This is a genomic window from Acinetobacter sp. P1332 (assembly GCF_044057475.1).
Lineage (GTDB): Bacteria > Pseudomonadota > Gammaproteobacteria > Pseudomonadales > Moraxellaceae > Acinetobacter > Acinetobacter johnsonii.
This window is the reverse complement of the sequence record NZ_CP171157.1, coordinates 805,537-830,764: the sequence shown is the minus strand read 5'-3', so window position 1 is coordinate 830,764 and position 25,228 is coordinate 805,537. Positions and strand designations below refer to the sequence as shown.

At 42.7% G+C, this 25,228-nt stretch carries 22 protein-coding genes and 1 pseudogene; 12 read left to right on the top strand and 11 right to left on the bottom strand.

The annotated features are described in order from the left end of the window. The gene (locus tag ACFN7Z_RS03970; RefSeq protein WP_010327324.1) at positions 1-1,185 is read left to right on the top strand and encodes an iron-containing alcohol dehydrogenase; all 1,185 of its coding nucleotides are present in this window, start codon (positions 1-3) and stop codon (positions 1,183-1,185) included. Between the two features lie 265 nt (positions 1,186-1,450). Further along, a complete protein-coding gene (locus ACFN7Z_RS03965) occupies positions 1,451-2,845 on the top strand; it encodes an APC family permease (RefSeq protein WP_010327325.1) in 1,395 nt (464 codons plus the stop codon). Positions 2,846-2,910: 65 nt separating this feature from the next. Here the strand turns inward: ACFN7Z_RS03965 and ACFN7Z_RS03960 are convergent, their stop codons facing one another. Both ACFN7Z_RS03960 and ACFN7Z_RS03955 read right to left on the bottom strand, forming a co-directional pair. Next, positions 2,911-3,465: a flavodoxin family protein gene (locus ACFN7Z_RS03960; RefSeq protein WP_010327326.1), complete on the bottom strand. Its 555-nt coding sequence runs from the start codon at positions 3,463-3,465 to the stop codon at positions 2,911-2,913. A 90-nt stretch (positions 3,466-3,555) separates the two neighbouring features. Beyond that, complete coding sequence (locus ACFN7Z_RS03955) at positions 3,556-4,338, bottom strand: SDR family NAD(P)-dependent oxidoreductase (RefSeq protein WP_050796979.1); 783 nt, start codon at positions 4,336-4,338, stop codon at positions 3,556-3,558. 115 nt (positions 4,339-4,453) lie between these two features. On the opposite strand from ACFN7Z_RS03955, the gene ACFN7Z_RS03950 reads away from it, so the two are divergent. After that, on the top strand, positions 4,454-4,840 hold the full coding sequence (locus ACFN7Z_RS03950; protein ID WP_004695464.1) for a helix-turn-helix domain-containing protein: 387 nt from the start codon (positions 4,454-4,456) through the stop codon (positions 4,838-4,840). 24 nt (positions 4,841-4,864) lie between these two features. Here the strand turns inward: ACFN7Z_RS03950 and ACFN7Z_RS03945 are convergent, their stop codons facing one another. The 8 genes from ACFN7Z_RS03945 to rplU form a co-directional block, all read right to left on the bottom strand. Beyond that, entirely contained in the window at positions 4,865-5,344 is a 480-nt protein-coding gene (locus ACFN7Z_RS03945) for a tRNA (cytidine(34)-2'-O)-methyltransferase (protein ID WP_010327328.1), read from the bottom strand. Positions 5,345-5,376: 32 nt separating this feature from the next. After that, on the bottom strand, positions 5,377-6,753 hold the full coding sequence (gene cysG / locus ACFN7Z_RS03940) for a siroheme synthase CysG (protein WP_010327329.1): 1,377 nt from the start codon (positions 6,751-6,753) through the stop codon (positions 5,377-5,379). Positions 6,754-6,829: 76 nt separating this feature from the next. Then, positions 6,830-8,101, bottom strand: a complete 1,272-nt coding sequence (gene serS, locus ACFN7Z_RS03935; protein ID WP_004695457.1) for a serine--tRNA ligase — start codon at positions 8,099-8,101, stop codon at positions 6,830-6,832. 100 nt (positions 8,102-8,201) lie between these two features. Then, complete coding sequence (locus ACFN7Z_RS03930) at positions 8,202-9,014, bottom strand: RsiV family protein (RefSeq protein WP_010327330.1); 813 nt, start codon at positions 9,012-9,014, stop codon at positions 8,202-8,204. A 131-nt stretch (positions 9,015-9,145) separates the two neighbouring features. Then, entirely contained in the window at positions 9,146-9,844 is a 699-nt protein-coding gene (gene lolA / locus ACFN7Z_RS03925; RefSeq protein ID WP_010327331.1) for an outer membrane lipoprotein chaperone LolA, read from the bottom strand. 220 nt (positions 9,845-10,064) lie between these two features. Further along, positions 10,065-11,225, bottom strand: a complete 1,161-nt coding sequence (locus ACFN7Z_RS03920) for a YadA-like family protein (protein ID WP_395442587.1) — start codon at positions 11,223-11,225, stop codon at positions 10,065-10,067. Between the two features lie 183 nt (positions 11,226-11,408). Continuing rightward, complete coding sequence (rpmA, locus tag ACFN7Z_RS03915; protein WP_004695443.1) at positions 11,409-11,663, bottom strand: 50S ribosomal protein L27; 255 nt, start codon at positions 11,661-11,663, stop codon at positions 11,409-11,411. Between the two features lie 19 nt (positions 11,664-11,682). After that, the gene (gene rplU, locus ACFN7Z_RS03910) at positions 11,683-11,994 is read right to left on the bottom strand and encodes a 50S ribosomal protein L21 (protein WP_004695441.1); all 312 of its coding nucleotides are present in this window, start codon (positions 11,992-11,994) and stop codon (positions 11,683-11,685) included. A 467-nt stretch (positions 11,995-12,461) separates the two neighbouring features. On the opposite strand from rplU, the gene sdsA reads away from it, so the two are divergent. The 9 genes and pseudogenes from sdsA (at position 12,462) to ACFN7Z_RS03865 (ending at position 24,322) form a co-directional block, all read left to right on the top strand. Continuing rightward, positions 12,462-13,439, top strand: coding sequence for an All-trans-nonaprenyl-diphosphate synthase (gene sdsA / locus ACFN7Z_RS03905; RefSeq protein WP_004982856.1), 978 nt, complete (start codon positions 12,462-12,464; stop codon positions 13,437-13,439). A gap of 33 nt (positions 13,440-13,472) precedes the next feature. Then, entirely contained in the window at positions 13,473-15,527 is a 2,055-nt protein-coding gene (locus ACFN7Z_RS03900; RefSeq protein WP_029575090.1) for a site-specific recombinase, read from the top strand. A gap of 146 nt (positions 15,528-15,673) precedes the next feature. Next, entirely contained in the window at positions 15,674-16,285 is a 612-nt protein-coding gene (locus ACFN7Z_RS03895) for a phosphatase PAP2 family protein (protein WP_159151461.1), read from the top strand. 25 nt (positions 16,286-16,310) lie between these two features. Next, positions 16,311-17,555, top strand: coding sequence for an efflux RND transporter periplasmic adaptor subunit (locus tag ACFN7Z_RS03890; RefSeq protein WP_159151460.1), 1,245 nt, complete (start codon positions 16,311-16,313; stop codon positions 17,553-17,555). Positions 17,556-17,568: 13 nt separating this feature from the next. Continuing rightward, a complete protein-coding gene (gene adeJ, locus ACFN7Z_RS03885; protein WP_159151459.1) occupies positions 17,569-20,748 on the top strand; it encodes a multidrug efflux RND transporter permease subunit AdeJ in 3,180 nt (1,059 codons plus the stop codon). Continuing rightward, positions 20,748-22,205: a multidrug efflux RND transporter AdeIJK outer membrane channel subunit AdeK gene (adeK, locus tag ACFN7Z_RS03880; protein ID WP_010327336.1), complete on the top strand. Its 1,458-nt coding sequence runs from the start codon at positions 20,748-20,750 to the stop codon at positions 22,203-22,205. The genes adeJ and adeK overlap by 1 nt, the downstream gene beginning before the upstream one ends. Before the next feature lie 103 nt (positions 22,206-22,308). Further along, positions 22,309-22,665 (top strand): YbjQ family protein, encoded by a 357-nt coding sequence (locus ACFN7Z_RS03875; RefSeq protein ID WP_010327337.1) that lies wholly within the window; start codon positions 22,309-22,311, stop codon positions 22,663-22,665. A gap of 3 nt (positions 22,666-22,668) precedes the next feature. Next, positions 22,669-23,106, top strand: a complete 438-nt coding sequence (locus ACFN7Z_RS03870) for a YbjQ family protein (protein WP_010327338.1) — start codon at positions 22,669-22,671, stop codon at positions 23,104-23,106. A 180-nt stretch (positions 23,107-23,286) separates the two neighbouring features. Beyond that, a pseudogene (locus ACFN7Z_RS03865) lies at positions 23,287-24,322 on the top strand (agmatine deiminase family protein). A gap of 94 nt (positions 24,323-24,416) precedes the next feature. On the opposite strand, the gene ACFN7Z_RS03860 reads toward ACFN7Z_RS03865, so the two are convergent. Beyond that, positions 24,417-25,223, bottom strand: a complete 807-nt coding sequence (locus ACFN7Z_RS03860; protein WP_010327340.1) for an SDR family NAD(P)-dependent oxidoreductase — start codon at positions 25,221-25,223, stop codon at positions 24,417-24,419. Positions 25,224-25,228 lie beyond the last annotated feature (5 nt).

The following is a 25,228-nucleotide window of genomic DNA, read 5'->3' as shown; positions in this document are numbered from 1 at the left end:
ATGGCGAAGCCTTATTACGAATTTTTCTGTCCTGTAAAAGTGATCGCTGGTCATGCTGCTTTAGAACACATTCCGTTTGAACTGGCAACATTAGGCGCAACCCGACCTTTAATCATTACCGACAAAGGTGTTCGTGCCAACAATTTACTTGCACCCATTGAAGCGGCTTTTGAGTCTACCGATGCGGTGATTGGTGCAATTTTTGATGATGTTCCACCCGATTCGAGCTTAGAGACGGTGCGTAAAGCGGCCAATTTATATCGTGAACATCAGTGCGATGCAATTATTGCTGTCGGTGGCGGATCGGTGATTGACACCTCGAAAGCCACCAATATTTTGGTATCTGAAGGTGGTGATGACTTACTCAAATACTCTGGGGCACACAACCTACCTAAACCACTCAAACCCTTTTTTGTGATCCCTACCACGTCAGGTACAGGTTCTGAAGTTACCATGGTTGCCGTGGTGTCTGATCCAGAGAAAAATGTCAAACTGCCATTCGCATCGTACTATCTAATGCCGCATGCTGCGATTCTCGATCCACGCATGACCCAAACCCTGCCACCGCACTTAACTGCGATGACCGCAATGGATGCCATGACCCATGCCATCGAAGCCTATACATGCATGGCACACAATCCGATTTCAGATGCCTATGCTACGGCAGCAATTAAAAAAGTCAGCAATCATTTGTTTAATGTGCTGGATAATCCAAGTGATGCCAACGGCCGCTTAGAATTGGCTCAAGCTTCGACCATGGCTGGCATTGCATTTTCAAACTCGATGGTGGGCCTTGTACACTCACTTGGACATGCCTTAGGTGCAGTTGCACACTTGCCGCATGGACTATGCATGAACCTGTTTCTCCCTTATGTCCTTGAATTTAACAAGGAAGTGAATGGTGACAAGATTGCAGAGCTCTTGTTACCGCTTGCAGGGCCAGACATTTATGCGCAGACCCCTGCTCACTTACGTGCAGACAAAGCTATCAGCACATTACTCACCATGCGTGATCGCTTATTTACCCTAACCAAGTTACCCCGTACCTTGAGTGAAACAGGAAAAGTAACCTTAGAACAACTCGATGAGGTCGCAGAAAAGGCCCTCAACGATGGTTCAATCATTTACAACCCGAAAGAAGCCAGCTTAAAAGATTTAAAAGCAATTTTAGAAAAAGCTTGGTAATTCATAAAAAATCAGCCAATATAGCGACAATCTTAGCCTGATGCTTTTTTAAACATCGGGCTTTTATTTGCCATAAGGAATAATGCTTTCCTTATACCTATTGGCATAAAAACTGCTAAAAAATCTGAAAAAGTTACTGACAAAAGCGGCCAAATTAATGTAGATTGGCGCACTTTTGAAATTAAACACAGGGGGGATCGTTCGTCTCAAACGATCCTTATTAAACATGACTGATCCTTGATCAACGATTAAGAGGATAACGCCGTTGACTAATATTTCTGGGACTCAATCGGCAGCTAAACTGCAAAAAACGCTAGGTCTCTGGCACATCATTATTATTGGTTTAGCTTATATTCAACCAATGACATTATTTGATACTTTCGGTTTAGTATCAGAAGAAAGTCATTATCATGTGCCAACGTCATATATCATTGCTTTAATTGCAATTTTATTCACGTCGATCAGTTATGGTCACATGATTCGTCGCTACCCTTCCTCGGGTTCAGCCTATACCTATGCGCAAAAGTCCATCCATCCGAATGTCGGATTTATGGTCGGTTGGTCATCATGGTTAGACTATTTATTGTCTCCAATGGTCAACATCATTCTTGCCGTGATTTACCTTGAAGCCTTATTCCCTGATGTAAACCATTGGGTCTGGGTGGTTGGTTTAACTGCATTTATGACCGCGGTCAACTTACGTGGTGCACGCTTCGTTGCAAACTTTAATGGTTTGATCGTTTTTGTACAGTTAGGTGTGATTGCTTACTTCACGTGGATGGTTTACAGCTTACTTGCTGGTGGCGTCAACGCAGATGGTACTTTGGTCAATGCAAAATATCAGTTATGGAGTTTAGAGCCATTCTGGAATGAGCTTACTTCACTGGGTGCCCTGATTACAGGTGCGACTTTGCTGTGCTTCTCATTCACAGGTTTTGACTCGCTCAGCTCGCTGGCAGAAGAAACAAAAGATACCGAGAAAACTCTACCTAAAGCGATTTTCTTAACGGCACTCTTGGCTGGTGTGATTTTTATTATCAGCACCTACTTCATGCAGATTTACTTCCCGAACGATCCAAAGACTTACTTTGAAGATGTTGCTGCAACACAGCCTGACATTTTACAAGCCGTCGGTGGTGTTGCGTTTAAAACGGTGGTGCTGTACTTCGCAATTGTAACTGTTATGGCATCGGGTATTTCGGCACATGCAGGCGTTTCACGCTTAATGTATGTGATGGGCCGCGATGGCGTGATTAACAAGAAGATTTTTGGTCACATTAGTCCGAAAAGCTTCACACCGTCTTATAACATTCTCATTGTAGGTGCTGTGGCATTAACCGCTGGCTTCATGGACTTAGACATCGTCATTTCGATGATCAGCTTCGGTGCATTAACTGCATTTACCTTTGTAAACTTATCGGTGATTTCAAGATATGCACTGCGTGATGGCCGCACAAAGAATATTAAAGATATCTTGAGCTTTGTGATAATTCCAATGTGTGGATTCCTCAGTATCTTTGCCATGTGGCTAGAGATTGAAGAAACCGCGTTGAAATTCGGTTTATGGTGGGCAATGTTTGGTATTTTATACTTAGGTTATAAAACCAAAGGCTTTAAGCAACCTGCACCACAACATAATGAATTTGACGATCCGCTCTAATCTTTCATTCAAAAAGAAAAAGACGCCAAGTGCGTCTTTTTCTTTTTTAAACTAGAGCTAAAAAACTAGCCCTTAAATTGTTTAGTCATTTTAGCAATACGTTGTGCATAGGCTTTTGTGGTTTCGAGATCCCCGGCTGGGATTTCATCCGTACTTGCATCCGATGGTGATTGAACCAACAAACCTACAGAACCACCCAAATTATTTACATCTTGACGGGTTGCCGCTTTACTGTTGGCAGGCAATAAGCCCAAGCTTACCCAAATACCGCCATGCTGCGATGCAAGTGTTTGCAGTTGAATTAAGGTCACTTGCTTATCACCATTTAAGCTTGCACTATTGGTAAAGCCACCGAAAATTTTATCTTGCCATGCACGAGTAAACCATTTTTTTGAAGATGCATCGGCAAACTTTTTAAATTGCCACGGTGCAGTACCCATATAAGTTGGTGCACCAAATACAATTGCATCAGATTGATCCAATGTCTGCCAATTTTGCTCTGAAATGTCGCCATTTGGGTCAATCTCCACCAAATTTGCACCAATTTCTTGCGCAAAAGTTTGTGCAATCACTTTGGTATGTCCATAGCCTGAATAAAAAACCACTGAAATATTCGACATTTTAGTTTCCTCTTTTGAATTAGTTGATTGGCATTGCTTCGTCAAGCATGACGCTGCGTAAACCATTAAAAATAAATAGTATGAAATATCTTAAACACTGGCCTGATCGGGCTTGAGCTTCACATAACTTGCAACTTCAGCGCTTAGACCCTGCTTCAACTGCTGGGTCTTTTCACCGACCAAAACTTCATAAGCATTTTGCTCGATGCCTTGAAAGACTTCTTGGGCTACTGTTTCTGACGCAATCTTTGGAATAGGTAATGAACGAGTCAGATCGGTGTCAATAAAACCCACATGCACCCCCATGACCTGAATATTAAATTGAGACAACCACTGACGACTTGAGTTGGTATAGGACCATGCTGCTGCCTTAGAAATGGCATAACTGGTCAAAACAGTGCTTGGCTCCCAAGATACATCCGAGAGAATATTGACCACATAAGCCTGTTGGTTCTTTTGCAAGATCGGAACAAAAATTTGCGTCACCCACATCAAACCCAATAAATTGGTTTCCAAAATCTTTTGCGTAGTCGTGATAATACTGGCATCGACAGGATGTTCATTCAAAAGCTCAATGCCCGCGTTATTCACAAGAATTGTGGTATCTGCGCATTGTTCTGCTGCCTGCTGAATAGATGCTTTGTCATTTACATCCAGTTGAATCGGGGTAAGACCTTCTTCCTGAAAGCTCCCAATCTGGCGCATACCCACATAGATCTTTTTAGCGCCCTGACGACGTGCCTCCCGAGCCATGGCAAGTCCTAAGCCACGATTCCCACCCGTAATAAAAACAACAGCCTCTGAAACTTTCATTATGTGATCCATCCAATTGCCAGTATCTTGCGAAAGCGTAGTCTGATGACAGCGCTGCATTAAGTCTGTATTCATGATACACTTATGAAACTTAGTATCAATTAGTTACCACTTAGTAACTGGTCTGTTTGATTGTTTCAAATGAAGATAGAACGTAAAAGGAGCATGATTAGAAATGAATAAGCCAATGAAATTTAATATTTTTCATCCAGATTGTCCTGCTCGTCTTTTTTTTGAAAAATTTGCAGACAAGTGGATTTTATTGATTGTGTATACGCTGGATCAAGAGTCACAGCACTTTAATGAGCTTAAGAAAAATGTTTTAGGTATTTCACCTAAAGTACTGTCACAAAAATTAAAGATCTTAGAGCGCGATGGTTTTTTGACGCGAACCATTCATGAAGACAATGTGATTCGAGTGGAATATGCGTTAACTGAAATTGGCAAAGACTTTGCTCAAAATGCCTATCAAATGAAAGATTGGGTCGAAGCCAATATGCTTAAAGTTTTAAAATCCAGAGCTGGATTCGATCAAAAGCTAGAAAAAACAGAGCCCGCTTAAGCGGGCTCTGTCACAGTAATTTGATTAGGCTAAAGGCTTAAAACCCTGCTGACGCCATGCTTCATACACAATCACGGCTGTCGCATTGGATAAGTTCAAACTGCGCGAGTTTTCAGCCATGGGCAAACGAATCCAATGCTCTTTTGGAAACAACATACGAACCTGTTCAGGCAGACCACGTGTCTCAGGTCCCATGAGTAAAGCCACAGGGCGATTCAAATCCGAAGTATGCGGTGTTTCCGTTCCTTTGGTGGTTAGAGGATAAATCGCGTTTATATCGACACCTTTTTCAGCTAAATTTGCTAAACACTCATCGAATGTTTCCCAAATTTGCATGCGCGCCCACTCGTGGTAGTCCAAACCTGCACGTTTGAGTTTTTTATCATCCAGCTCAAAGCCAAGTGGCTTAACCAAATGCAGCTGCGCTCCAGTATTGGCACATAAACGAATGATATTCCCTGTGTTTGCAGGAATTTCGGGCTCGTATAAAACAACATGGATCACAGCTTTTCTCTACTCTTTCAATATGGCAAAAGTTAATCTTGCCACTGTAATTGTTCACGCAAACTCACTACATCACCAATGATGGTCAATGTAGGCGCTTGAATATGATTTTCTTCAACTTTTGATGCGATATCCGCTAAGGTCCCGACCAACACTTTTTGTTCTAGCGTGGTACCTTTCGAGATCAAAGCAACGGGCATATCTGGACGCTGGCCATGCTCAATTAACTTTTCACAAATTTTTTCTAAACCAACCAAGCCCATGTACAGCACAAGCGTTTGATTCTGATAGACCAACTCATCCCACGGTAACTCAGGCGAACCTTCTTTTAAATGTCCGGTAAGGAAACGCACGCTTTGTGCATAATCGCGATGTGTCAGAGGAATGCCTGCATAAGCCGAACAACCCGAAGCGGCAGTAATCCCCGGCACTACTTGAAATGGTACACCTGCAGCAAAAAGCTCTTGGATTTCTTCACCACCACGACCAAAGATGAAAGGATCACCACCTTTTAAACGGCAAACACGTTGACCTTTTGAGGCATATTCCACTAGTAAGGCATTAATGCCTTCTTGCGGAACAGCATGGTTAGAACGGGCTTTACCCACATAAATTTTTGTTGCATCTCGGCGACAGAGTTCCATAATCGCAGGGGAAACCAAACGATCATAAATCACCACATCGGCTTGTTGCATCAAACGCAGTGCTTTAAGGGTCAGCAACTCAGGATCACCTGGACCTGCACCAACCAAATACACTTCACCTTTCGGGGTTTTCCACTCTGCCAGTGCTTGCTCGATTAAACTATCTGCTTCTGTCAGATTGTCATGAAAAACTTGTTCTTTCAGTGGACTTGCATATAGATCTTCCCAGAAAACACGGCGCTCGTCAGGATTAGAAATCTTCGCTTTCACCGCTGCACGCCATTTTCCTGAAAATTCAGCCAGCTTACCCATCCCATGTGGAATACTGGTTTCAAGCTGGGTTCGAATTTGGCGAGATAACACGGGGGATGTACCATTGCTGGCCACTGAAATCACCAAAGGCGAACGATCGACAATGGCAGGAACCATAAAACGACAATGTGGTGGATCATCAACACTGTTGACCAGTATTTTCAGCGCTTCACAGTCCTCAAAGACTTGAGTATTCACCGCATAATCATCTGTTGCAGCAATCACTAAACGGTAGTCATTGAGTTGAATCTGCGCAGGATATAGCGCTTGGATATATTGCCCTTGGCTTTCTTCAACCAGTTGCAATAAATTTGCATCAATATCAGGAGCAATGACATGAATCAGCGCTCCTGCTTTATGTAACAACACTGCCTTACGGTAAGCAATATGCCCACCACCGACAATCAGACAAGGTTGCTGTTGCAACTTTAAAGAGATTGGAAAAATATCCACACACGACCTCAATGAGTTTTATCTGACTGTCTTAAAGCAATTATTGTGCACAAAACTGTGCAGTACATCGACTTTATTAGTCAATGTACTCAGCGCCGCCCATATAAGGACGAAGCACGGTTGGGATTTCAATCGAACCATCAGCACGTTGGTAGTTTTCCATGACCGCAAGTAAAGTACGGCCCACAGCCAAACCTGAACCATTCAGCGTATGTACAAATTCAGTTTTCTTTTGATCTGCACGGTAACGTGCTTTCATACGACGCGCTTGGAAGTCCCCCATGTTTGAACATGAAGAAATTTCGCGGTACGTATTTTGACTTGGTACCCAGACTTCAAGATCGTAAGTTTTAGTTGCACCGAAGCCCATATCACCACCACAAAGAATGATCTTACGGTACGGTAAACCAAGTGCTTTCAAGATCCCTTCAGCATGACCTGTAAGCTCTTCAAGCGCTTGCATTGAGTCTTCTGGTTTAACAATTTGCACCATTTCAACTTTGTCGAATTGGTGTTGACGAATCAAGCCACGCGTATCACGACCATATGAACCTGCTTCACTACGGAAACATGGCGTATGTGCTGCATATTTCAGTGGTAAACGGTCTGCATCAATAATTTCATCACGCACGAAGTTGGTTACAGGAACTTCCGCAGTTGGAATGAGGTAATACTCTTTTTCACCTTGTAATTTGAATAAATCTTCTTCAAATTTAGGCAATTGGCCTGTACCACGGAGTGAGTCAGCATTGACTAAATACGGCACATAAGCTTCGGTATAACCATTTTCCAAAGTATGCGTATTCAACATGAACTGGGTAATCGCACGTTGTAAACGAGCAAGTGGTCCTTTGAGCACGCTGAAACGAGAACCTGTCAATTTGGTCGCAGTTTCAAACTCAAGGCCACCCATCCACTCACCTAAGTCAGTGTGATCTTTAATTTCGAAGTCAAACGTACGCGGGGTACCCCATGTGAGGATTTCCACGTTATCGCTTTCGTCTTTTCCTTCAGGAACAGACTCATCTGGCAAGTTTGGAATGCTGAGTGATTTCGCTTCAAGTTCAGCTTGTAATTCAGACAAAGCGACTTCTGCAGCTTTGATTTCATCACCAATCGCTGACATACGCGTCATAATTTCAGATGCATCACCACCAGCTTTTTTAATTTGGCCAACTTGTTTTGCACCCGAATTACGTTCAGCCTGAAGAGATTCAGTTTTGGATTGAATCTCTTTACGGCGAGCTTCTAGTGATGCCCATTCTTCAACATTCAGTTGTACACCACGTTTTGCTAAGGCTAAATTTACAGCCTCAATATTATTTCTGAGTAATTTCGGGTCGATCATAGCCAATCTTTTGCAAAGAAAAAAACTGGCTATAGTGTAAGCGCTTCAAGCCGAAAAATACAGTCACGCGATCACTAGCTGTGGCTTATTACAGCAATTTTTATGGCTTTTCTTTGCTCGCTTTTTCTCGTTCAGCTGCATAATCGACAAAACTTGGCAAATATTCCGCCTTAATTAAGCCACTGGCTTGTTGATAAGGTAAAACCAATTCAGACATCCCTTCTGCATAAGATGCTAATTCGTATAAGGGATAGACGAACACCACACCTTTGGCACTCATATAATAATTATCGGTCAGCTTCAATTGCTCGCGTGAAATATTATGATCGGACAGCCACATGCTATTGGCACCATACAATGCATCTAATAATTGAGACTCTGTCTTGTCTACCACGATATCACTCAGCGCAACCCGTTTTTTCGTTGCCAAATCTAAGGTGATGTACTCGTTGTGATACATGCCATGTGCGGCACGCGCTGGGTAGTGATAATACATCAAGACAAAATCAGCATATTTTCCACGCTGCGCCACATAACGGACATCAGACAAAGTTTCACTGAGCATGTTTTCATCAATCTGTGGCTTTGACTGCTTCAAACTTTCAAATGCCACAGGATTGGCTTTTTTCATCCGTTCATCAAAATATTGATTGATCCATGGGACATTGGTTTCCAAGCTGTACAGCTGGTATTGGGTACATCCTTCCTCATCACAAGCAATAGAATGTGCCAATTGTAATGGTCGAACTTTTGCCTCAATCAGTGGCAAAGTCTGTGTGACTTGAGCTGGTTTAGTTGTCTCTTCACTTTTTGCAGCGTTACTGTCATTTTGTGGCTGACATGCACTCAGCAACCCCGTACACAACATCATTGCGAAGACAGATCCAATTTTATTGTTATGAAGTAATATCATGATTTACCCGCAGTTAAGTATTCAATAGCACAGACTATACAAAGCACAGCCATAACTTCCCACCACGTTATGTAACTGAACTTGATCTAATAAAAAACCACCCGAAGGTGGTTTTGAACAACAGACTCATATTATTGGTCAATAATGTCTGTGCCTTTAGGCGGAGTAAAATTAAAGGTTGAAGCTGGAATATTGGTATTTACCTTGGTGTTATTAAAACGCACATAGGTTGTTTGTCCCAAAGAATCTTCTAAGATCATTAGCGTCGGCGCATTTTTCGCACCAAAACTGATCGTCAAGCTTTGAAATGCACCATCATCGCTTTTTGGGTACAAGGTATAGTAGGTTTTGCTCTGATTTGGTTGCGTAATACGATATGACTTACGAATCTGTTCCGTATTCCCTGACAATAATAGTGCAGGGGTATTCGCCACCTGTTCATCTAAAGTCTGACGAACTGCTTGCTGTAAGTCTGGATCATAAATCCAAACCGTTTTGCCCGAAGTCACAATGGTTTGTTTTGCAGGGCTTGTAGTTTCCCAATAGAATTTCCCTGGACGCTCAACTTTCATCACCCCTTTAAAGGTCTGATTCATGTGCTGGGCAGATAAACCTTGTTTCTTCGGTGCTTTAGATGAATTTGTGACTTTGGTGGTTTGCTCAAAGTTAGAACTGATACTTTGGATACCACTCAACTGTTTCACTAAACTCGTCGTCGCTTGTTGCTCCGATGCTGCAACCGGAGCTGCAAATACTGTACTGCTCATAACAGGGCCAAGTGTTACTACACCTACTGTCATTGCACATAAAGTCTTACGAAGCATTTTCATAATCTCACCTTTTATAATTTGCGCAGTCGCAATTTGTTAGATGAGCTATCTTAAATCAAATTTTATGGCTAATAATTGAGAATATAAGAAGATTTGTATATTTATTGGTGCTTAATGTTGTGAAATATCCATCATGATGAAGATCAGATGTGCTCTTTACATATAGAAAAGCCTCTGAATGTGCAGAGGCTTTTCTAACTGAGGTTAAGAATTATCACTGTCATTTCCATTGCCAACCAATTGCTGCACCTGCACCGAAATCACCTTCGCTATTGGTTGTCACTGCGATTTTATACACATATTTGTTACTATCAGTCACACCACTGAGACCAAAAGCATAACCTTGCTCACCTTCCCATGTACCCACACCGGCACTAAACATGTTGTAGCCAGCATCTGTCGGTTGCGGTAAAGATGCTATCGCGATACTTGATGCTACTGCTGCATAGGTTCGATCTTCAAGTTTTCGCATGTCTCTGTTCAAGGCATTTATACGGCTATCGGTATAAGCATTTGCTTGGTTGAGAGTTTGTTGCCCAACTTGGTTCACATAAGTTTTTGCTTCATTCAGGATGTAGGTGTCAGCAGCATCCATCACTTCTTTAGAAATACCATTAGTACCGTTTGTACCTTTAAGGCTGGCCAACCATTGAGTAATGCTACCCTCAAAGCCATTACCAACTGCAACATCATAAGCACTAAAACCTGTTGCACCTGTCATCCCTGTATTACCCATATCGCCTTTTAAGCTCGCGAGCCATTCCGTAATGGTACCGTCAAAACCATTAACTTGCGCAACTTGATAAGCATTATATCCTGTCGCTCCCGTTTCACCTTGCACACCTTGGATACCTTGCTCACCCTGTAAGCCTTGGAGGCCTTGTTCACCTTGTGCTCCAGTATCTCCTTTCACACCATCAAGACCGTTAAGACCATCTACGCCATCTTTACCATCTTTACCATCCAGTCCGTTGGTTCCGTTAATGCCATCCACACCATCTGTTCCTTGCAAACTCTCTAACCATGCCTCCTCTGTACCTATAAAACCGTTGTTCACAGCTACATGATAAGCACTATCACCATCAGCCCCTGCAGGTCCTGCGGGTCCTGGTATTCCACTTCCGGGACAACTATCTGTGTCTTGATTAGAATTACACGAACTTGCAAAAACATTTGTATTCGCTGTCATTAAAATCACACTTAAAACAAGCACGTTCATAGCAAACCTTTGTAGACAATGGTTTGGCTTAAGTGTTTGTAGATTCATTGCAGCAGAAACTGCAGTACTAATATGAGTATGTTCTTGTTTTAAGTTCTGACCAGAGACTTTCGTTATCTGGCTGTCTGAATTGCCCAAGACATTTGTATCTATTTTGTTCATATCTGTCTGCCTTTCTTTTAGTTTTGTTTTTTTATTACACTCCTATTTTTTTGTGATGCAAATCACTATTTATTAATATTTAGTGCTTTATCTCAAAATACAAAAAACACAAGAAAAATAAGCTAAAAATATGAATAGACGAAAAAAAACCCACAAAATGTGGGTTTTTCTTACTATTAAAACTTACGCTTCAACAGTTACGTAGCGACGGCCAAACTGACCTTTCACTTCGAATTTTACTACGCCGTCAGCGGTTGCAAACAAAGTATGGTCACGGCCCATACCAACGTTTTGACCTGCGTGGAATTCTGTACCACGTTGACGAACGATGATGTTACCAGCAGTCACAGATTGACCACCGTAAATTTTAACACCAAGCATTTTAGGGTTCGAATCACGACCGTTCTTAGTCGAACCACCGGCTTTTTTAGTTGCCATGTCTCATTACTCCTCGTGATTAGCCTGAAATAGCTGTAATTTTCAACTCAGTGAACCATTGACGGTGACCTTGTTGTTTACGGTAGTGTTTACGACGACGCATTTTTACAATACGGATTTTGTCGTGACGACCATGGCTAACTACTTCAGCAGTTACAGTAGCGCCAGCAACAACTGGAGCACCGATTTGAATGCTGTCACCATTTACTAGCATTAATACGTCATCAAACGTAATAGTTGCGCCAGTTTCAGCTTTCAACAATTCAACTTTAAGGGTTTCACCCTCTACAACACGGTGCTGTTTACCACCGCTTTGGATTACTGCGTACATAATGTACTCCAAACATGCCCGTGTCGTCGTGCCGATAAAGGAAGATATCGATCTTAATACGAACGCCACTGGGGTTAATCAAGGGCAAGGATTTTAAGTGATATTGACTCAAACAACAAGAGATTTGCCGAACTTATTAGACTAAATTAACGATTATTTAATAATCGAGAAAAACTCAATCAACAAATTACAGTTCAACTCTGGCTTGACTTTGCTTACAATGAAATAGATTTTTAAAATCAATCCGCTATAGTATGGATGAATTGATTTTAAAAATGTAAATAAGCCTACAAATGCAGTACGCTTATACATTGGGGAAATAAGGAACTGTCTTTCGTAAAATACAGCCTCGCACACTAGCGAGTCTTATTTATGATTGAAATGAATCATTTAGACAGGTATCCCTATTTACACAATACTGGTAATGCTGATTTTTATCACTTTATATAGATGAGGCCGCTCTTCAAATGACCATCGACTTTAAGCAAGATATTCTCGCCCCTGTAGCTCAAGACTTTGCCACGATGGACACATTTATTAATGAAGGCATTACCTCTAAAGTGGCATTGGTCATGGCGGTGAGTAAACATGTGGTTGAAGCAGGTGGTAAACGCATGCGTCCCATTATGTGTTTATTGGCCGCCAAAGCCTGTGGTGCAGAAGACCTTGAACGCCAACGTAAACTTGCTGCAATCATTGAAATGCTGCATACCGCAACTTTAGTCCATGATGATGTGGTCGATGAATCTGGCTTACGACGTGGTCGCCCAACGGCCAACGCGACTTGGAACAATCAGACCGCTGTACTGGTGGGTGACTTTCTAATTTCACGTGCCTTTGATTTATTGGTCGATCTCGGTGATATGACCTTACTCAAAGATTTTTCTACAGGGACTTGTGAAATTGCCGAAGGTGAAGTGCTACAACTTCAAGCACAGCACCAACCTGAAACCACAGAACAAACTTATTTAGATATTATTCACGGTAAAACGTCACGTTTATTTGAACTGGCAACTGAAGGGGCTGCCATTCTTTCTGGGACACCGCAGTACCGTGAACCACTACGTTTATTTGCAGGCCACTTTGGCAATGCCTTTCAAATCATTGATGATATTTTGGATTACACCTCAGATGCTGAAACATTAGGTAAAAATATTGGCGATGATTTAATGGAAGGCAAACCGACTTTGCCGTTAATCTCAGCATTGAAAAATACAACGGGTGAAGAACATGACATTGTTCGTCGAAGTATTGCGACAGGTGGAACGGCAGATCTTGATCAAGTCATTGCTATCGTAAACAGTTCTGGCGCACTAGATTACTGCCGACAACGGGCGCATGAAGAAACCGAAGCCGCACTTCAAGCATTACAGGCTTTACCTGACAGCCAATATCGTCAAGCACTGGTCAATTTAACCCAACTGGCTTTACATCGAATTCAATAACAAATGATGCTTTAAAATGTTTTTAACTTGCCTATGCATATAAAATTTAATGATCTGTTTTCTCAAATGCAGCAACAGCTTGAGCAACCTCAAGCTGTTTTAAATGATCAACTTTTAATTGAGTTGGTGGAGCGTATTCGTCCAATAGATGCGTATCAAACCGATGAAATCCATCAAAAATTTCAAGCGCTCATTCAAGCCTTACTCATCACTCCCGATGCCGCATCGACCTTACAAAGCTTTGTACTGCGGCTTATTTCCCAATATAAACAAACCAGTCTTTATGCCGATACAGGTATCTTGTCTTTAGATGGGTTTTGGAACCAATTGTCACAGCGTTTAGGGGCACATTTTCTCCCGCTGATTAATGACGAAACTCAACTGCAAGATTTAGTCCGTCGCGTTTTTCCCAACCGAAGTGACAAATATTGGCTCGATAACATCCGGGACAGTGACTGGCTACAACTGCTTAACCTGCTCAATCACGGGCATGCCAATCAAAAAGAAAAAGTCAAAATTCGCAGTGAAGTGATTAAAGCCATTACGGTGCTGTCTTATCGGATTAGTGGTATTGGTTTATATCCAGAGTTTATTAATGCGCATCCTGAACTGACCGAATATGAATCGCCTTTTTTAGTGCAGAACCGCGAAATTGTTGAATTCATTCAACAGTATAAAAAGGCACATCAAGAAGCTGAAACATCCAGTGTGGTTGCCCCACCCGATGCCTCTCAAGCACTGGTCATGATTGAGCAGTGTCGTGATGTAGTATTAAAAATTCGTCGTGCGACCAAACGCATTGGGGTCAGTGTCAGTTTAACTTATCTGATTTCCTTACTTGAGCAATGCTTAGACCGCGTCGAACTGTTGCTCAATTTAATTGTAGAAGAAGGCGAAGCACACTATGAAGCGGTGAGCCTGCTCTTGGTCGACATTACCGCTGCGATTTATAGTGAACGGAGTGTGCGCTCTTTACTGACGACCAATAGTGAATTGATTGCTTTACAGGTGACTGAAAATGCCAGTAAAACGGGCGAACACTATGTAAGTACAGACAAACAAGGCTTTTTAGCCATGTATAAGTCCGCAGCGGGTGCAGGCGTCATCATTGCAACCATGGCCACCCTGAAAATCTTGTCGGCACGAATGATCATGGCACCGCTCATGCAAGCCTTTGTTTACAGCATGAACTACTCATTAGGGTTTATGTTGATTCATGTGTTGCACTTTACTGTGGCAACCAAACAACCAGCGATGACCGCGGCGGCACTCGCGGCAACAGTACAACAGCGTAAAGGTTCAAAAACAGCACAAATTGCTGAATTGGCGGCGCTGATTATTAACATTATTCGCACGCAGTTTATTGCTATTTTAGGCAATATCTCAATTGCCATTCCTGTTGCCGCGTTTATTACTTGGGCATGGGCAACTGGTATGCACGAACCGCTACTCAACCATGCAAAAGCGGCGAAAGTCTTACATGACTTAAACCCTTTCACTTCTTTGGCCATTCCGCATGCCGCGATTGCGGGTGTCTGTTTGTTTTTATCGGGACTTTTGGCGGGTTATTTTGACAATATGGCGGTTTATCGCAAAGTCGGCCCTCGCTTAAAAGCACACCCTCGTCTCAAAACCATCATGGGACAAGAACGACTCGATAAATTTGCAGGCTATATAGAACGCAACTTAGGTGCGTTGGCGGGTAATTTTCTGTTCGGGATTATGTTAGGAAGTATGGGAACCATTGGTTATATTTTGGGTTTACCCCTAGATATTCGCCATATTGCCTTTGCTTCAGCAAACTTCATTCAAGGCCTGATGAATATTAATGGTAGTCCTGAGATTGGCTTGATTATTGTATCTTTCCTCGGGGTACTCGCTATTGGTCTGACGAACTTATTTGTCAGTTTTACCCTCACGATTATTGTGGCTTTACGTGCACGTCGGGTACGTTTTGAACAGTGGAAACCGTTAGCAAAATTGGTTTTAACCCATTTTCTAACGCGACCAAGTGACTTCTTTTGGCCACCGAAAGTACCTCTTGAAGTTGATGAAAGTTCGAACAATACAAAACACCATACAAAATGATTTTGTACCGATTTTGAGCTCTTGTTACACTGTGAACAAAATTTTATACATGATTAATCAACACTTGAATTAAAGTGTACTGATGAGTACACTTTAACCCAGTAAATAACCGCGCTTAAATCGGTTGAAATGACACGAGTTCCAGCATGCCTTACTTGTTGCTTTTTATCGGTATTATTTTATTTATAATCAGTGCATTAGCTCTAAGCATTCAACCACTCACAGCTTTAGATCTGGCGATGGTCGAATATTTCAGCACATTAAGAACTGAGCATATAGATAAACTTGCAATACTTTTATCGGCACTCGGTGGCATGCCGTTTGTATTATTTCTAACCACTCTATGGTGTTTCCATCGTGCATGGTATAAAAAGTATAGAGATGTTGTTTTTATTGGTTTAGGCGTTGTTGGAAGTATTGCTTCTGCTTGGCTACTTAAATTTCTAATTTCAAGACCACGCCCACCAGAAATGTTTCACCTAGTGACGAGCTATGGTGCTTCCTTTCCGAGTGCGCACAGTATGTATGCTGCCACTTTGGCGTGTCTTGCCATTTTCTTAAGTCGACCATTTTCTGCACATCGTCATGTTGTATGCATTGCTCTTTTATGGATGCTGATGATGGGAATTTCAAGAGTCTATCTTGGAGTACATTTCCCATCCGACGTTCTCGCAGGTTGGAGCATTAGTATTATCTGGATTTCACTGCTTTACATCTTGTGTGGCAGATATACCCAATTAAATACACATTATTTTTAGATAAGAATCTAATCGAGGTGGAACAATGATGACGGCAAAGCTTTGGGCCCCAGCCCTTACCGCTTGCGCATTAGCAACGAGTATTGCACTTGTTGGTTGTAGCAAAGATCCAAAGGATGCGCAGCAAGCTGGCGCTTCTCAACAAATGCCACCTACTGAAGTCGGTGTCATTGTTGCACAACCGCAAAATGTAGAACAATCTGTAGAGTTATCTGGCAGAACCACGGCATTTGAAATCTCTGAAGTTCGCCCACAAACGAGTGGGATCATTCTAAAACGTTTGTTTGCGGAAGGCAGTTATGTACGTGAAGGTCAGGCACTTTATGAACTTGATTCTCGTACCAACCGCGCAACATTTGATAATGCCAAAGCAGCATTATTACAACAAGAAGCGAATTTAAGCACACTCAGAACCAAACTGAATCGTTATCAACAACTGGTTTCAAGCAACGCTGTTGCGAAACAAGACTATGACGACTTAGTGGGTCAAGTGAATGTCGCTGAAGCACAAGTGGCAGCAGCACGTGCACAAGTTAAAAATGCTGAAGTAGACTTAGGTTACTCAACCATCCGCTCTCCAATTTCAGGTCAAACCAACCGCTCTACAGTTACTGCGGGTGCTTTGGTGACTGCAAACCAAACAGAACCATTGGTGACGATTCAACGTTTAGACCCGATCTATGTTGATATCAACCAATCAAGCTCTGAACTTCTTCGTTTACGTCAACAATTGAGTAAAGGTAGCTTAGACAGCAGTAACAACACGCGTGTGAAGCTGAAACTTGAAGATGGCAGTGACTATCCAGTCGAAGGTCGTTTAGCGTTCTCTGATGCCAGTGTCAATCCAGATACAGGGACTGTGACGATTCGTGCGGTGTTCCCGAACCCGAATCACTTGTTGCTTCCTGGTATGTTTGCCAATGCACAAATCGTTCAAGGCGTAATCCCGAATGCGATGTTAGTGCCGCAAATTGCGGTGACTCGCACACCAACAGGTCAAGCGATGGCAATGATTGTGAATGACAAAGGCGTAGTAGAGCCTCGTCAAATCACCACAGTTGGCATTCAAGGCCAAGACTGGATTGTGACTGAAGGCCTTAAAACAGGTGAAAAAGTTATTGTTGACGGAATAGCGAAAGTTAAAGCTGAACAGAAAGTTGTTGCGAAACCGTATCAACCTAAAGCAGCAGCACCTCAAGCTCCAACAACGGATGCTAAAAAGACAGAAGCTGGTGCAAAAACTGAACAAAAAGCTACTTCAAATACATAAGGGGTAGACGAATATGGCTCAATTTTTCATTCATCGCCCTATTTTTGCTTGGGTGATTGCACTGGTGGTTATGTTGGCGGGGGTTCTTTCGCTAACTACAATGCCTGTTGCTCAATATCCAACAATTGCACCACCAGTGGTGACAATTGCTGCAACTTATCCAGGTGCTTCTGCACAAACTGTTGAAAATACTGTAACGCAAATCATTGAACAACAAATGAATGGTTTAGATGGTTTACGTTACATTTCATCTAACAGTGCGGGTAATGGTCAAGCGTCAATCAACTTGAACTTTGAACAAGGGGTTGATCCAGACATTGCACAGGTTCAAGTTCAGAACAAATTACAATCTGCAACAGCGCTTTTACCTGAAGATGTACAACGTCAAGGTGTGAAAGTGACTAAGTCTGGCGCAAGTTTTATGCAAGTACTTGCATTTTACTCTCCAGATGGAAGTCTTTCTGGGGCGGACATTAATGACTATGTAAACTCAAACATCTCTGAACCGCTGAGCCGTGTTGCAGGTGTTGGTGAACTTCAAGTCTTTGGTGGTCAATATGCGATGCGTATTTGGCTAGATCCAGCGAAAATGAACAGTTTGCAAGTGACACCAAGTGACATTGCTGCTGCAATTCGTGCTCAAAACGCTCAAGTGGCTGTAGGTCAGTTAGGCGGTGCACCTTCTGTACAAGGTCAAGTGCTGAATGCGACTGTCAATGCGCAAAGTATGTTGCAAACACCTGAACAATTTAAGAATATATTTCTAAAAAATACATCTTCTGGTGCTCAAGTCCGTTTGAGTGATGTTGCGCGTGTTGAACTCGGGTCAGATAACTATCAGTTCGACTCTAAATTTAATGGTAAGGCTGCTGGCGGTGTTGCGATTAAACTGGCAACTGGTGCAAATGCACTAGATACAGCAGCGGCTGTAGAAAAGCGCCTCAGTGAACTTCGTAAAAACTACCCAAATGGTTTAAAAGATCAACTGGCTTATGACACCACACCGTTTATTGAACTTTCGATTAAGAGTGTTGTTAAAACCTTAATTGAAGCGATCATTTTGGTCTTTATTGTGATGTTCCTGTTCTTACAGAATTGGCGTGCCACAATTATTCCAACATTGGCTGTTCCAGTGGTTGTATTGGGCACATTTGCTGTCATTAACATCTTCGGTTTCTCAATCAACACGCTCACCATGTTTGCGATGGTCTTAGCGATTGGTTTATTGGTTGATGACGCAATTGTCGTGGTGGAAAACGTAGAACGGGTAATGCAAGAAGAACACCTCGACCCTGTAGCTGCGACCGAAAAATCAATGCAACAGATTTCTGGTGCCTTGGTCGGTATTACCAGTGTATTAACTGCGGTATTTGTACCGATGGCATTCTTTGCAGGTACAACCGGTGTTATTTACCGTCAGTTCTCGATTACGCTAGTTACCGCAATGATTTTGTCACTGATCGTGGCATTAACCTTCACCCCTGCCCTGTGTGCAACCTTGTTAAAACAACACGATCCGAATAAAGCAGAAAGTAATAATATTTTTGCGCGTTTCTTCCGTTGGTTTAACAGCAGCTTTGAAAAGCTATCCGTAAAATACCAAGGTGGTGTCAACCGTATGACCCATCATAAAGTATTTTCTGGTGTGGTTTATTTACTGGTGATTGCAGGCTTAGTTGGCCTATATAAAGCTTTACCATCCTCATTCTTGCCTGACGAAGACCAAGGCGTCGTCATGACTTTAGTTCAGCTTCCACCAAGTGCAAGCCTTGAACGTACCGATAAAGTCATCACCACAATGACAGACTATTTCATGAATAAAGAAAAAGAACATGTAGAGTCCATCTTTACTGTTTCTGGTTTCTCATTCACAGGTGTTGGTCAAAACGCAGGTCTTGCCTTTATCAAGCTGAAGGACTGGAGTGAGCGTACGACACCTGAGTCGCAAATTGGTGCCATCATCCAACGTGGTATGGCATTGAATATGATCGTGAAAGACGCCTCTTACATCATGCCATTACAGTTACCTGCAATGCCTGAATTAGGTGTATCTGCTGGTTTTAACATCCAGTTAAAAGATGCAAGTGGTCAAGGTCATGAAAAACTGATTGCTGCACGTAATGCGATTTTAGGTATGGCAGCACAGGATAAACGCCTTACAGGTGTGCGTCCAAATGGTCAAGAAGATACACCTCAGTATCAAATTAGTATTGACCAAGCACAAGCAGGCGCAATGGGTGTCAGTATTGCGGATATCAATACAACCATGAGCATGGCTTGGGGTGGTTCATATATTAATGACTTCGTAGACCGTGGTCGTGTGAAAAAAGTCTATGTGCAAGGCGAAGCAAATGCACGTATGATGCCTGAAGACTTGAACAAGTGGTATGTACGTAATAGTAGTGGCACAATGGTTCCATTCTCAGCATTTGCAACAGGCGAATGGACTTATGGTTCACCACGTCTAGAGCGTTATAACGGTGTATCTTCTGTAAACATTCAAGGTACTCCAGCACCGGGCGTAAGTTCAGGTGATGCAATGCTCGCGATGGAAGAAATTATTGGTAAGTTACCATCTATGGGCTTACAAGGTTTCGACTATGAATGGACAGGCTTATCTTTAGAAGAACGTGATTCGGGCAATCAAACAGCTCCGCTGCTTGTTCTTTCAATGCTTATCGTCTTCTTATGTCTTGCTGCATTGTATGAAAGTTGGTCTATCCCTGTTTCGGTATTACTAGTTGTACCACTCGGTATTCTTGGTGCATTTGCATTGACATGGTTAGGTATGATCATTAAGGGCGATCCAAACTTATCGTTTAACATCTACTTCCAAGTTGCAATTGTTGCCGTGATTGGTCTTTCTGCGAAAAATGCGATCTTGATCGTAGAATTTGCAAAAGAGTTGCAAGAACAAGGTGAAGACTTGTTTGATGCAACCCTTCATGCTGCAAAAATGCGTTTACGCCCAATTATCATGACCACCCTTGCATTCGGTTTTGGTGTACTTCCGCTTGCCCTTTCAACAGGTGCTGGTGCAGGTAGCCAACACTCGGTAGGCTTTGGTGTCCTTGGTGGTGTAATTAGTTCTACACTGTTGGGTATTTTCTTCATTCCAGTATTCTTTGTTTGGATTCGTAGTATTTTCAAATACAAACCTAAGAAACAAAATAATCAGGAGCAAACATCGTGATGCAAAAAGTATGGTCTATTTCAGGTCGTAGCATTGCGGTATCTGCACTTGCGCTTGCTTTGACTGCATGTCAAAGCATGCGTGGTCCAGAACCCGTCGCTCAAGCGGATATCCCAACAGGATATATTGGTTCAACGACAGGTCCATCTGTTGCAGAACAAGGCTATAAAGACTTTTTTGCTGATCAGCGTTTAGTCCAAGTCATCGAGTTAGCACTAGCCAATAACCGTGACCTCCGTACGGCGACTTTAAATATTCAACGTGCTCAGCAAGCGTATCAAATTAGCGAAAACAACCAACTGCCAACCATTGGTGCAAGTGGTAGTGTGCTTCGCCAAGATACACTCAGCAGCAGCAAACCCATGACAACCTATAATGTTGGCCTTGGCGTAACCGCGTATGAGTTAGACTTTTGGGGGCGTGTTCGTAGCTTAAAAGACAATGCTTTAGACAGCTATTTGGCGACTCAAAGTGCACGTGATGCAACTCAAATTTCGTTGATTGGTCAGGTTGCGCAAGCATGGCTGAGCTATTCGTTTGCCAATGCTAACTTAAAACTGGCAGACCAAACCTTAAAAGCACAGCTTGAATCATACAATCTGAACAAAAAACGTTTTGATGTAGGCATCGACAGCGAAGTTCCTGTACGCCAAGCGCAAATTTCGGTTGAAACCGCACGTAATGACGTTGCGAACTACAAGACTCAACTTGCACAAGCACAGAACTTACTCAACCTGTTGGTGGGTCAGCCTGTTCCTGCAAACTTATTGTCTCCTCAACCGGTGAAACGCATTACCCAAAGTACGGCATTGACAGCGGGCTTGCCGAGCGACTTGTTAAATAACCGTCCTGATGTCCGTGCTGCGGAATATCAATTGTCTGCTGCGGGTGCCAACATTGGTGCGGCAAAAGCACAGTTGTACCCAACCATCAGTTTAACAGGTACGGCAGGTTATGCATCGACAGATTTAAGCGATTTGTTTAAATCAGGTGCCTTTGTATGGTCACTTGGCCCAAGCTTGGATATTCCAATCTTTGACTGGGGTACACGTCGTGCCAATGTGAAGATTTCAGAAACTGACCAAAAAATTGCGTTGTCAGATTATGAAAAAACCATTCAAACCGCTTTCCGTGAAGTGAATGATGCCTTGGCAGTACGTGAAAATATTGGTGACCGTCTAGCAGCGCAACGTCGTCTGGTAGATGCAACCAACACCACTTATAAACTTTCAACTGCTCGCTTCCGTGCAGGTATCGATAACTACCTGACTGTACTTGATGCACAACGTACATCGTACTCAGCGGAACAAGGGTTGTTATTGCTTGAACAAGCAAACTTAAACAACCAAGTTGAAGTGTATAAAACCCTCGGTGGCGGTGTAAAAGCCAACACGACGGATCAAGTGGTGAAACAGCCTTCTTCTTCAGATGTGAAATACAACAAAACAGCAAACTAAGGTTTGCAACATCAAAAGCTCACTTAGGTGGGCTTTTTTATTGCTTTTTGCTGGGCTTTTTCCTATCTTCAAAGATAATCAAATCATTTGAATATTGAACATTATGCTTTTAAGTAACCTTGAGTCTGTTCCTGGACATACCATTTCTCAACAACTGGATGTGGTCTATGGCAGTACGGTTCGAAGTAAACATGTCGGGCGCGACTTTTTGGCAGGGTTAAAAAATATTGTCGGTGGTGAACTCACTGCCTATACCGAGCTTTTAGAAGAATCACGCCAAGAAGCCATGAATCGTATGATTGCAAAAGCGCAAGGCTTAGGTGCCAATGCCATTGTAGGTATTCGTTTTTCAACTTCTAACATTGCCCAAGGCGCCTCTGAATTATTTGTTTATGGTACTGCAGTCCGTGTCACACCGTTAGACAACCATCTTCCCGATCCATTTCCAACACAGGCCTAAGCCATGGAAAGTTTAGTTTTCCAACTGCTGATCTTTGCCGTGCTCTTTAGCGTCGGTTTTGGCTTTGGTCGTTATAACGAACGCAAACATTTGGCGGAGCTTGAACAAAATGAGAAGCGTCTTGCTTACATTACTGTAGGTAATTTACGCAAAGTAAGCTTCGAGCAGTCTGGGCACATGATCAGTAGCAATGTTGTGATTTCTCATGATTATTTCAAATATGTACTGGCGACCGTGCAAAACTTTTTTGGGGGTAGACTCACCAGCTATGAAAGTGTTATCGATCGCGCCCGTCGTGAAGCCATCGTTCGACTCAAACTTGAAGCGGAAAAGCACGGCGCAACGCATATTGCTTGTATGCGACTGGCGACCACAGAAATGGGCATGCAAGGCGGTATGGTCGAAGTCTTTGCTTATGGGACTGCCATTCAAAGTCCTTAAACAGCGACTATTGACCAATCATCCATTCACTAAACTCAAATAGCATGAGCGTTCAAAATAGCTCATGCTCGCTCACCTTCTATCGTACATTCGGATGGTAGATTGCTCACTAGAGCATAATTCTCTACACTGAACACAATAAAAATGGACATTACCTACACTGTAAATAGGTCACAGATAATGAAATCTTTAGCACTAAAAATAAGTATGGCTGTACTCAGCATGATTCCACTTGTAGCCAAAGCTGAATTAATTGTACTGGCATCCCCTCAAAGTAATGATGCGTACTATGCAAAAATGATTGATGATATTTTTGATTTTCACGTCGATTATGCAAAAAAAAATTATTAAAAATGGAGACAATGTCGTTGTTCTGACGGACAAGGGCCTCTACCCCGACTATGTCAAAGCCTTGGGCAAAAAGCATGTGGCAATCGCACCGATGCATGACATTTGGATGCGCGACTTCACCAGCGCCAACCCAGCTCAACCCATCATGTTCCGCTACACGGCGGCAGGACAAGGTGGCGCTAAAAAAGGTCAGGCCATTTCAGATGAAGTGCAAGACGAGTTTAAATACTACAGCCAAAAGGCTGGCTTACAGTTTACGCAAAGCAAACTATTGAATGATGGCGGAAACTGGGTGGAAGATGGTTATGGCAATGTCGTCCTCAGCACCAAATTCCTAGCGGATAACAAGCTCACCGAAAGTGAAGCCCGTAAGAAATTAATGGCGCTGACGGGTGCAAAACAGATTGCGTTCATTGAAGCCGATGAACAAGGGGGCTTGGAACATGCCGATGGCGTAGTCAGCTTTGTCGACCAAAATACCTTGGTAATTAACTCTTACCCTGAAGATCCCGACTATGCTAAGCAACTCAAAGCCGATTTAAAACGCGGTATTCCCAATGTTAAAATTCGTGAAATCATCACCCCTTATGATGGCAGTGAAATCTACGATGAAAAATTTGGTTCTGCATGTGGCCTATACACCAATATGCTGGTGACGCCTGAACGGATTTACTTCCCGCAATTTGGGATTAAAGAGGATACTGTCGCTTTACAACAAATTCGTAGCGTAACCAAACGTACTGTTGTCCCAATACAGTCTTCTAATGTCTGTCATATGGGCGGCGGTGTGCGCTGTTTGTCTTGGCAAGTGCGTGGGAAAAATGCGGAATTGTTTTTAAACTATTTAAATAAAATCAGTAAGTAGTACAACTCTATCTCCCCTATCAAAGTATAGGGAATATGGGAACAACATCCCCAAAAAGGCAGGTGGAAGTGACGTTCCTCCTGCCTTTTTCAATTTACTTCACTTTCATCTTACGAATCATTTTATACAACGTTGTAGGCGATAAACGAGACACCAGAACCCCCATTTTCTCCTTACGCCCACCGATTACGATGTATTCTTCACCTTTAAGCAAAGCACTCACCACCGTTTGCGCAAAAATATCAGGTTCTAAACCATTTTCAATCGCTTCGTCTTGATGACCCTGTGGTTTACCCTCGCCATTTAAAGCATTAAACGAGACATTGGTTTTAACAAAGCCCGGGAAAATCACCGATACGTCTACGCCCTCGTTTGCCACTTCGGCACGCAGGCTATTTGCCCACATATGAATGGCAGCCTTAGCTGCTGAATAGCTGGCACGGTACTGCGTCCCCAACAACCCCGCAACACTCGAAACAAAGGCAATACGGCCAGATTTTTGCGCTAAAAATGTCGGTAGAACGGTTTTGGTTAAAAACACCTGTGAAAAATAATCCACTTCCATAATCGCACGTTCAGTCTGCATGCTGGTGTCAGCAATCAAGGCACGCTGGCTTAAACCCGCATTATTAATCAGCCAATCAATTCGACCTTTTTTCTGTAGCACTTGCTCATAGGCATGACGAACTTGAGCTTCATCGGTAATGTCGGCACAAATGGAAATATGTTGATCTGGATTGAGCAGCCCGACACGAACTTTTTCGAGTTCGTCAAAACGTCTTGCCGTGAGGACCACCTCAGCACCCTGTAAAGCACATTCTTTAGCCAGTGCTTCTCCTAACCCTGAAGATGCCCCCGTAATCCACACCACCTTAGCGTCTAAACTGTTTAACTGTGCCATGTCCT

Coding starts and splice junctions, on each gene's coding strand:
- sdsA (WP_004982856.1), top strand. CDS start 12,462: ATGACCATCGACTTTAAGCAAGATATTCTCGCCCCTGTAGCTCAAGAC.
- ACFN7Z_RS03870 (WP_010327338.1), top strand. CDS start 22,669: ATGGAAAGTTTAGTTTTCCAACTGCTGATCTTTGCCGTGCTCTTTAGC.
- rplU (WP_004695441.1), bottom strand. CDS start 11,994: ATGTACGCAGTAATCCAAAGCGGTGGTAAACAGCACCGTGTTGTAGAG.
- ACFN7Z_RS03895 (WP_159151461.1), top strand. CDS start 15,674: ATGCCTTACTTGTTGCTTTTTATCGGTATTATTTTATTTATAATCAGT.
- rpmA (WP_004695443.1), bottom strand. CDS start 11,663: ATGGCAACTAAAAAAGCCGGTGGTTCGACTAAGAACGGTCGTGATTCG.
- ACFN7Z_RS03955 (WP_050796979.1), bottom strand. CDS start 4,338: ATGCAGCGCTGTCATCAGACTACGCTTTCGCAAGATACTGGCAATTGG.
- adeJ (WP_159151459.1), top strand. CDS start 17,569: ATGGCTCAATTTTTCATTCATCGCCCTATTTTTGCTTGGGTGATTGCA.
- ACFN7Z_RS03920 (WP_395442587.1), bottom strand. CDS start 11,225: ATGAACAAAATAGATACAAATGTCTTGGGCAATTCAGACAGCCAGATA.
- lolA (WP_010327331.1), bottom strand. CDS start 9,844: ATGAAAATGCTTCGTAAGACTTTATGTGCAATGACAGTAGGTGTAGTA.
- ACFN7Z_RS03960 (WP_010327326.1), bottom strand. CDS start 3,465: ATGTCGAATATTTCAGTGGTTTTTTATTCAGGCTATGGACATACCAAA.
- ACFN7Z_RS03950 (WP_004695464.1), top strand. CDS start 4,454: ATGAATAAGCCAATGAAATTTAATATTTTTCATCCAGATTGTCCTGCT.
- ACFN7Z_RS03890 (WP_159151460.1), top strand. CDS start 16,311: ATGATGACGGCAAAGCTTTGGGCCCCAGCCCTTACCGCTTGCGCATTA.
- ACFN7Z_RS03900 (WP_029575090.1), top strand. CDS start 13,473: ATGCATATAAAATTTAATGATCTGTTTTCTCAAATGCAGCAACAGCTT.
- serS (WP_004695457.1), bottom strand. CDS start 8,101: ATGATCGACCCGAAATTACTCAGAAATAATATTGAGGCTGTAAATTTA.
- ACFN7Z_RS03860 (WP_010327340.1), bottom strand. CDS start 25,223: ATGGCACAGTTAAACAGTTTAGACGCTAAGGTGGTGTGGATTACGGGG.
- ACFN7Z_RS03930 (WP_010327330.1), bottom strand. CDS start 9,014: ATGATATTACTTCATAACAATAAAATTGGATCTGTCTTCGCAATGATG.
- adeK (WP_010327336.1), top strand. CDS start 20,748: ATGCAAAAAGTATGGTCTATTTCAGGTCGTAGCATTGCGGTATCTGCA.
- ACFN7Z_RS03875 (WP_010327337.1), top strand. CDS start 22,309: ATGCTTTTAAGTAACCTTGAGTCTGTTCCTGGACATACCATTTCTCAA.
- ACFN7Z_RS03970 (WP_010327324.1), top strand. CDS start 1: ATGGCGAAGCCTTATTACGAATTTTTCTGTCCTGTAAAAGTGATCGCT.